We start from the raw sequence: 6,961 nt of genomic DNA, 5'->3' as shown, positions 1-6,961 counted from the left end.
CGCGAGCGGCGTGAGCTGCACGATGAGGTGCAGGGGTTCATCGACTGGCTGCAGGGGTCGGCGGGGCATGCCGCCCCGCCCCGTGAGCGGCAGCGACGCTTCGCGATGCTCAAGATGCGCTTCAATGCCGAGCTGGACTCCCTGGACATCTTCGCCGACGTCCTCAACGGGGCTGATCGGCGTAGTCAGCCTGCCCAAGCCCTTCGTGTTCCGCCTGCGACTCGACGATCCCCACCCCGTGCCCTGGCTGAGGGTGAAGCTGAGCTGCGCGATGGGGCGCCAGCTGTTCCCGGACCCGCAGTGGGCGCGCCTCGAAGGGCTCTGGGCACGCCCACTGCGCAACCCTGCCGGTGTTCGACGCCTGACCGACGCCCCCCCTACAGGCGCTGCAACCAGCCGTAGGTGGCCCCCAGCACCAGTCCGAAGACGATATGGCCCAGCAGGGTGGAGATGGGCGCGATCAATCCGAACCCCATGCCGAACATGCCCGAACCGGCCAGGGGAAACACCGTGATCATCACCACCAGCCAGGCACCCAGGCCGAACACCAGCCCGCGGCGCGCATCGGTGCCGCCGGGCAGGTAGGGCGCCAGCAGCGCGAACAGCGTGCCCCAGATCAGGGTGCCGACCACGAAGTGGATCAGCCAGCCCACGAGAATGCTGTTGGGCGTGCCCAGCACGCTCTGGGCCGTCAGGTTCATGATCTCGACGATGTTGTACCAGGGCATGATCTCGGCCGACAGGCGCAGGATCATGAACAGGGAGATGACCAGGGTGGCCACCAGTCCGGCAAGCATTCCTCTGCCCAAGCGAATGACCATGACGCACCTCGCTAGCCGTTGTGCCGGGAGGCTGCGGGCGTCGACCGATCGCTCGAGAAAGACAGATTCGTGGTCGATCGGCGTCACGCACGACAGCCTCCTGGCCACAGTATAGGTGCAATGCCTGGGTCGGGGGTCCTGGGCCCTCAACCGCGGCATGCGGTGCCGGGCAGGGGGCGCTCTCAGGCGCTCAGGCCAGCCGGAACAGGGGAACCAGCCCGAACCACAGCACATAGCCCAGCGAGGCGACCATCAGGCCATCGATGCGCCCGGGAGGGCGGTCCGCTCGCAGGTGCCGGATCAGCAGCCAGGCCAGCCAGGCGCCGTGGGGGACGGCCACCCAGGCGATGCCCGCGAAGGCGCCGCCGGCCACTCCCATCAGTTGCCAGGCCACGGCCACGGCAGCGGCGAGCAGTGTGAAACCGAGTGCCACCTCAAGCGCTCCCTTGCACCCCAGGCGCACCGCCAGGGTGCGCTTGCCGGCTCCCGCATCCGCCTCGAGATCGGGGATACCCGCCAGCGTGATGGAGGGGAGTATTGCCAGCAGCAGCGGCAGGCTCAACAGCCAGGGCAGCGGATCGCCCCAGGCCCCGCCGAGAAACAGATGGCCGCACAGCATCACGCCGATGCTGTGCGTGACCGCCACGTCCAGCTCGCCCAGGCCGCGATAGCTGAGCATCAGCGGCGGTAGGGTATAGCCGATGGCCAGCGCCGCCATCCCCCCCAGCACGAGGATCACGCCGGCCGGGGCCGCCGGTGCCAGGCCGAGCAGCCAGGCGGTGCTCGCCACGAAGCCCAGCAGCGTGGCGACGATGCCGGCCTTGACCTCGCGCGGACTCAGCAGCCCCTCCACCAGCACCCGCGAGCCGCCGGTGAAGGTGCTGTAGAAGCGGTTGGCGCGATCGGTGCGCAGGTCGACCCGCTCGTTGATCAGCACGGTGGCCACCTCGAGCAGGAACAGGCAGAGGTAGCCGAGCCAGAACACCGGGTTGCCGAACACGCCCCCGCCCGGCGAGGCGGCGAGGCCGCCTACCGCATAGGCGACCCAGGTCATGGGATAGAACTGCAGGCGCAGGGCGCGCAGCCAGGCTCCCGCCTTGTGCTGGAGGCGTTCCGTCGGGGTGATCCGGCCGCGCACCAGCTGACGTCCCAGGCGGTTGGCGCGGGCGAGCCAGGCCTGACGCTGCTGCGGACTGGCTTCCTTGACCGAGCCGAAGGCGATCGACCGCACCGGGCGAACGCCGCAGAAGCCCAGGGTGGCCCGCGCCATGGCATTCTTGCCCGGCTCGCGATAGAGCAGCCGGTGGATCAGCGGCGGGGTGTCCATGGTGGTGATCAGCTGGGCCGAGCGCCCATTCAACAGTCCCTGGTAGCCGATCCCCCCCTCACAGCTCCGGAATGCGAATCCCGGTGCCATGATACGGTCCAGGAATCCCTTGAGCAGCGCGGGAACCGACCCCCACCAGGTGGGGTAGACGAACACCAGATGCTCCGCCCAGGCGACGAGCTCCCTGGCCCGGCAAAGGTCGTCCTCGAGGGGCTGATCGCTGGGCGATGGCGTGTGCACGTACGGATCGAACGCCAGCGTCGCCAGATCCAGGCGGCGCAGCTGGGTGCCCACCGCACGGGCCCCTTCGCAGAAGGCGTCCGCCAATGCCCCGCAGAGGCTGTCTGTGCGCGGGTGCCCGAGGATCACCAGCACCTTGACCGGCGGACGCCCCGGCTCCCCTTCGCCGGCCGGCGCGTCGTTCTTCCTGAACGTTGTCATACCTTAATCCGTATCACCGCATCGTCTTGACAGTTGACAGAGGGGCGAGAGAAGCATGCATGAGATCGAGTATGAGGCCGAGATCTCGGCCAGCCCGGAGGAGGTGTTTGCGCTCATCGACCGCGTGGAGGCGTTCGCCGACTACAGCGACGCCATAGACACCATAGTTCGCCTGGGGGAGCGTCGCTACCGCTGGCAGCTCCGGGTGGCCGGCCTGCCGCTGAGTTTCGAGGTGGAGATCACGGAATTCACGCCCCCCGAGCGCTTCGCCTGGCGTTCGATAGGCGGCGTGCCCAACCACGGCTGCTATCGTCTGACGCCCATCGAAGGCGGGACCCATATCCATCTCACCCTGGCCTACCGCCTGCCGGCTCCGCCGCTCGAGAAGGCGGTCAGCCTCGCCGCCAGGCCCCTGCTGCGCAAGCTGAGCCGGGACATCATCAGCAGGGTAGAGGCGCAGCTGCAAGCGCAACAGGACGCACGGAAGTAGCACCATCGCGTTTCCGGAGTTGGCGGGTGGCCCTTTACCTGCCACGCAGCCCATTGGCTCCCACACAGTACGCGCACCGATAGTCAGAAACAGATGCGCCTTGCATGTAACAAATTGTGTGCTAATGTTTCAAAACGTCCGATGACGCAAGCGCATGGCGTCACGGATGGCCAGGGAGTCAGTTTACGGCACGCTGACGCACCGTCGCCAACTGGAGGGCACTCATGAACACGCATCGCATATCCAACGCCATCGCCAGGGCCGTTCTGGGCCGCAGGAAGCCCCGCCCGGAACACCGGGCGGTCCCCCTGCCGCACCGCCTGCAACACGACGGGCCAATGAGCGTCACGCAGGCCGCCAACGCCCGTCGAGATGCCGAGTACCTGGCCAGGCGTGACGGCCTCAAGGCGCCCCTTCTCCAGCTCTGGAAGGTCGGGTGAAGAGAGGCACCCCCTGGCCAGGCTGACCGAGGCCTCCGCTCCCGGTAGCCTGGCGGTACTCCAGCCCCTTACGCATCGGTGACCTGGCCCTCGGTGACATCGGCCGAGAGTGCGCCGGTCTGCACCCGCCACTGGGCGGCGTAGCGGCCGTCGGTCGCAAGCAGGGTGTCGTGGGTGCCACGCTCCACTACCCTTCCGCTCTCGATCACCACGATCTCGTCGGCGTGGACGATGGTGGAGAGGCGGTGGGCGATCATGATCACGGTGCGGCCGTGGCCAATGTGCCGCAGCGAGCGCTGGATGGCTGCTTCGGTCTCGTTGTCCACGGCGCTGGTGGCCTCGTCCAGCACCAGGATGGGTGGGTCCTTGAGCAGCGCCCGGGCCAACGACAGCCGCTGGCGCTGGCCGCCGGAGAGGCGAATGCCCCGCTCCCCCACCGGGGTGTCGAGCCCCTGGGGCAGCGCCTGGATAAACTCCCACGCCTCGGCGGTGCGTGCCGCCTCGACGATCTCGGCTTCAGTCGCCTCGGGGCGCCCGTAGGCGATATTGTCGCGCACCGAGCCCTCGAACAGGTAGACGTCCTGGCTGACCAGGCCGATGGCCCCGCGCAGGGAGGCGAGGCTCACCCCATCGATGGGCTGACCGTCGATCAGCACCCGCCCGGCGCTGGGGTCGTAGAAGCGCAGCAGCAGCTTGATAAGGGTCGACTTGCCGGAGCCGGTGGCGCCCACCAGGGCCAGGGTGTGGCCGGCCGGCACCTGCAGGCTGACGTTCTCCACCCCCACGCCGCTTGCCGCATAGCGAAAGCTCACTCCTTCGAAGCTCACCTCGCCGCGCAGGGGCTCGGCCAGGGGGGCGTCATGGTTGTCACGCACCATGATCGGCACCGCCAGCAGGTCGAGGATGCGCCGGGTGCTGGCCATGGCGCGCTCGAAGAGGTCGATCACCTCGGCCAGGCCCGTCAGCGGCCAGAGCAGGCGCTGGGTGAGGAACACCAGCACGCCGTAGGCACCCACGTTGAGGTCGCCGCGCAGGGCGAGCAGGCCGCCCACGGTGAAGGTGGCCAGAAAGCCGGCGAGGATCGCCATACGGATCACCGGGATGAAGGCCGAGCTGACGCGGATCGCCCGGCGGTTGGCCTCCACGTAGGATTCGCTCACCTCGCGCAGCCGCGCCGCCTCCCGGGCCTCGCTGGTGAAGCTCTTGATGGTGGCGATGCCAGCCAGGTTGTTGGAGAGCCGGCTGGCGAGATCGCCCACCTTCTCGCGCACGTCGGCATACAGGGGACCGGCCTTGCGCTGGAAGAAGAAGGCACCCCAGATGATCAGTGGAATGGGGGTGAAGGCGAGCAGCGCGATCAGCGGCGAGATCACGAAGAAGACCGCGCCCACTGCCACCACGGTGACGCCGACCTGGATCAGCGAGTTGGCACCGCCGTCGAGGAAGCGCTCCAGCTGGTTGACGTCGTCGTTCATGGTGGCCACCAGCTGCCCCGAGCTCTTCGACTCGAAGTAGGCCATGTCGAGGCGCTGGGCGTGCTCGTAGGTGTCCAGGCGCATGTCGGCCTGGAGGCGCTGGGCGAGGTTGCGCCACAGGATCTTGTAGAGGTACTCGAAGATCGATTCGCCGGCCCAGATGAAGAAGGTCAGGATCGCCAGCACGAATATCTGTTCCTGGGGCGTGGTGAAGCCCAGCTGCGCCACGAAGCTGCGCTCCTGGTTGACCACCACGTCGATGGCCACGCCGATCAGGATCTCCGGGGCGATATCGAAGATCTTGTTGATGATCGAGCAGCTGGTGGCGGCGATGATGCGCCGGCGGTAGCCGCGGGCGTAGCGCAGCAGGCGCACCAGGGCCTGGAAGCTGTTGGGGGCAGCGGTGTGGGTCATGGGGTGTCCTTGTGATTGACGCGAAAAGGATAGCCGACGGCGGCCCTGCCCCACCAATGCCCCCGGCAGTTACTCTGGGGAGCGCAGCCGTCGCAGGTCGGTGAGGATGGGGGTGCCGGTCACCGGGTCGTGGAGCAGGGTGCAGGCGACGTCGTAGAGCTCGCGCACCAGCGCCTCGGTGACCACCTCAGTCGGGGCGCCCTGGGCCACGATGCGCCCCTCGCGCATGGCCACCAGGTGGTCGGCGTAGCGGCAGGCGCTGGCCAGGTCGTGGAGCACCAGGGTCAGGGTGCGGCCGGCGGCGGCCAGGCGGCGCACCAGCTCGAACACCTCGAGCTGGTGGCCCAGGTCCAGGGCCGAGGTGGGCTCGTCGAGCAGCAGCAGCGGGGTCTGCTGGGCGATGGTCATGGCGATCCAGGCGCGCTGGCGCTGGCCGCCGGATAGCGCCTCCAGGGGGCGCTCGGCCAGGGCCTGGAGCCCCGCCGCCGCCAGCGCTTCCTCCACCGCCCGCTGGTCGTCGGCCGACCACTGGCTGAGCCAGCCCTGGTGGGGCTGGCGGCCAAAGCGGATCAGGTCGCGAACGGTGAGCCCCTCCGGCGCGCTGGCCTCCTGGGGCAGCAGCGCCAGGCGCCGGGCCAGCTCCCGGGCCGGCAGCTGCTGGATATCGCCGCCGTCGAGGAGCACCGCGCCCCCTTCCGGAGCATGCAGCCGGGCCAGGCCGGCCAGCAGGGTCGACTTGCCGCAGCCGTTGGGCCCGACGATGGCAGTCACCCTGCCCGGCGGCAGGGCGAGATCCAGGCCGTGGATCACCGGGGTGCGGCCGTGGGCGAGGCTCAGCGCCTCGGCCTCCAGGCGCTGCAGCGGCAGGGTTCGCGCGTTCATCAAAGCCTCCTCGAGGCGGGTCGCAGCAGGATCCACAGCAGCCAGGGGCCGCCGACGATGGCGGTGACGATGCCCACCGGCAACTCGATGGGCGCCAGCAGCACGCGGCCGGCCAGGTCGGCCAGCACCATGACCAGGGCGCCGGCCAGCGCCGAGGCGGCCAGGGGCACACCCCGGGACGATGACAGCGAACGGGCGATCTCCGGGCCGATCAGCCCCACCATGCCCACCGGCCCGGCCACCGCCACGGCCAGCGCCGTCAGCAGCACCGAGAGCGCCAGCACCTGCGCGCGGCGGCGGCGCAGCCTGACGCCGAGCCCGGCGGCCACGGCGTCGGAGAAGCGCATCAGCGACAGCGAGCGGCCCAGGGCCAGGGCCAGCGGCAGGCCCACGGCCAGGCCCAGGGCGAGCACGGTGACCGCGCTGCCCGGGCGGGCGTTGAGGGTGCCCACCGTCCAGGGGTAGGCGGCGTTGGCGGTGTCGATGGGCACCCGGGCCAGCAGCAGCTGGGTGATGGCGCCAAACACCGCGCCGATGCCGATGCCGGCCACGATGAAACGGTAGCCGCGGGTATCGCCGCCGCTGGCCAGGCCGAAGGTGATAGCCGCGGCGGTGGCCGCGCCGGTGAGGGCCATGGCCGGCGGCGCCAGGGAGACCCCCAGGCCCACGAC

8 protein-coding genes are annotated in these 6,961 nt (G+C 69.6%); 2 read left to right on the top strand and 6 right to left on the bottom strand.

The genetic code is table 11. The features are described from left to right. The 3 genes from J5F18_RS06595 to J5F18_RS06585 all read right to left on the bottom strand — a co-directional run. Window positions 1-198, bottom strand: a 198-nt coding sequence (locus J5F18_RS06595; RefSeq protein ID WP_346301490.1) for a hypothetical protein, incomplete at its 3' end; no start/stop codon positions are given. 179 nt (window positions 199-377) lie between these two features. Next, window positions 378-797, bottom strand: coding sequence for a DUF6789 family protein (locus tag J5F18_RS06590; protein WP_346301489.1), 420 nt, complete (start codon window positions 795-797; stop codon window positions 378-380). Between the two features lie 214 nt (window positions 798-1,011). Further along, entirely contained in the window at window positions 1,012-2,589 is a 1,578-nt protein-coding gene (locus tag J5F18_RS06585) for an NAD(P)H-dependent oxidoreductase (protein WP_346301488.1), read from the bottom strand. A gap of 55 nt (window positions 2,590-2,644) precedes the next feature. Between J5F18_RS06585 and J5F18_RS06580 the strand changes: the two genes are divergently transcribed. Both J5F18_RS06580 and J5F18_RS06575 read left to right on the top strand, forming a co-directional pair. Then, window positions 2,645-3,079, top strand: a complete 435-nt coding sequence (locus tag J5F18_RS06580; RefSeq protein WP_346301487.1) for an SRPBCC family protein — start codon at window positions 2,645-2,647, stop codon at window positions 3,077-3,079. Between the two features lie 224 nt (window positions 3,080-3,303). Then, a complete protein-coding gene (locus J5F18_RS06575; RefSeq protein ID WP_346301486.1) occupies window positions 3,304-3,519 on the top strand; it encodes a hypothetical protein in 216 nt (71 codons plus the stop codon). A gap of 68 nt (window positions 3,520-3,587) precedes the next feature. On the opposite strand, the gene J5F18_RS06570 is transcribed toward J5F18_RS06575, so the two are convergent. From J5F18_RS06570 to J5F18_RS06560, 3 genes are all read right to left on the bottom strand, one after another. Continuing rightward, the gene (locus J5F18_RS06570) at window positions 3,588-5,408 is read right to left on the bottom strand and encodes an ABC transporter ATP-binding protein (protein ID WP_346301485.1); all 1,821 of its coding nucleotides are present in this window, start codon (window positions 5,406-5,408) and stop codon (window positions 3,588-3,590) included. A gap of 69 nt (window positions 5,409-5,477) precedes the next feature. After that, window positions 5,478-6,290 (bottom strand): ABC transporter ATP-binding protein, encoded by an 813-nt coding sequence (locus J5F18_RS06565; RefSeq protein WP_346301484.1) that lies wholly within the window; start codon window positions 6,288-6,290, stop codon window positions 5,478-5,480. After that, window positions 6,290-6,961, bottom strand: a 672-nt coding sequence (locus J5F18_RS06560; protein ID WP_346301483.1) for an iron chelate uptake ABC transporter family permease subunit, incomplete at its 5' end; no start/stop codon positions are given. The genes J5F18_RS06560 and J5F18_RS06565, both read right to left, overlap by 1 nt.

Source organism: Halomonas sp. BM-2019 (assembly GCF_017584085.1).
Note: the sequence above shows the minus strand (reverse complement) of the source record. Positions and strands in the feature narration are given on the sequence as shown.

Coding starts and splice junctions, on each gene's coding strand:
- J5F18_RS06565 (WP_346301484.1), bottom strand. CDS start 6,290: ATGAACGCGCGAACCCTGCCGCTGCAGCGCCTGGAGGCCGAGGCGCTG.
- J5F18_RS06585 (WP_346301488.1), bottom strand. CDS start 2,589: ATGACAACGTTCAGGAAGAACGACGCGCCGGCCGGCGAAGGGGAGCCG.
- J5F18_RS06570 (WP_346301485.1), bottom strand. CDS start 5,408: ATGACCCACACCGCTGCCCCCAACAGCTTCCAGGCCCTGGTGCGCCTG.
- J5F18_RS06580 (WP_346301487.1), top strand. CDS start 2,645: ATGCATGAGATCGAGTATGAGGCCGAGATCTCGGCCAGCCCGGAGGAG.
- J5F18_RS06575 (WP_346301486.1), top strand. CDS start 3,304: ATGAACACGCATCGCATATCCAACGCCATCGCCAGGGCCGTTCTGGGC.
- J5F18_RS06590 (WP_346301489.1), bottom strand. CDS start 797: ATGCTTGCCGGACTGGTGGCCACCCTGGTCATCTCCCTGTTCATGATC.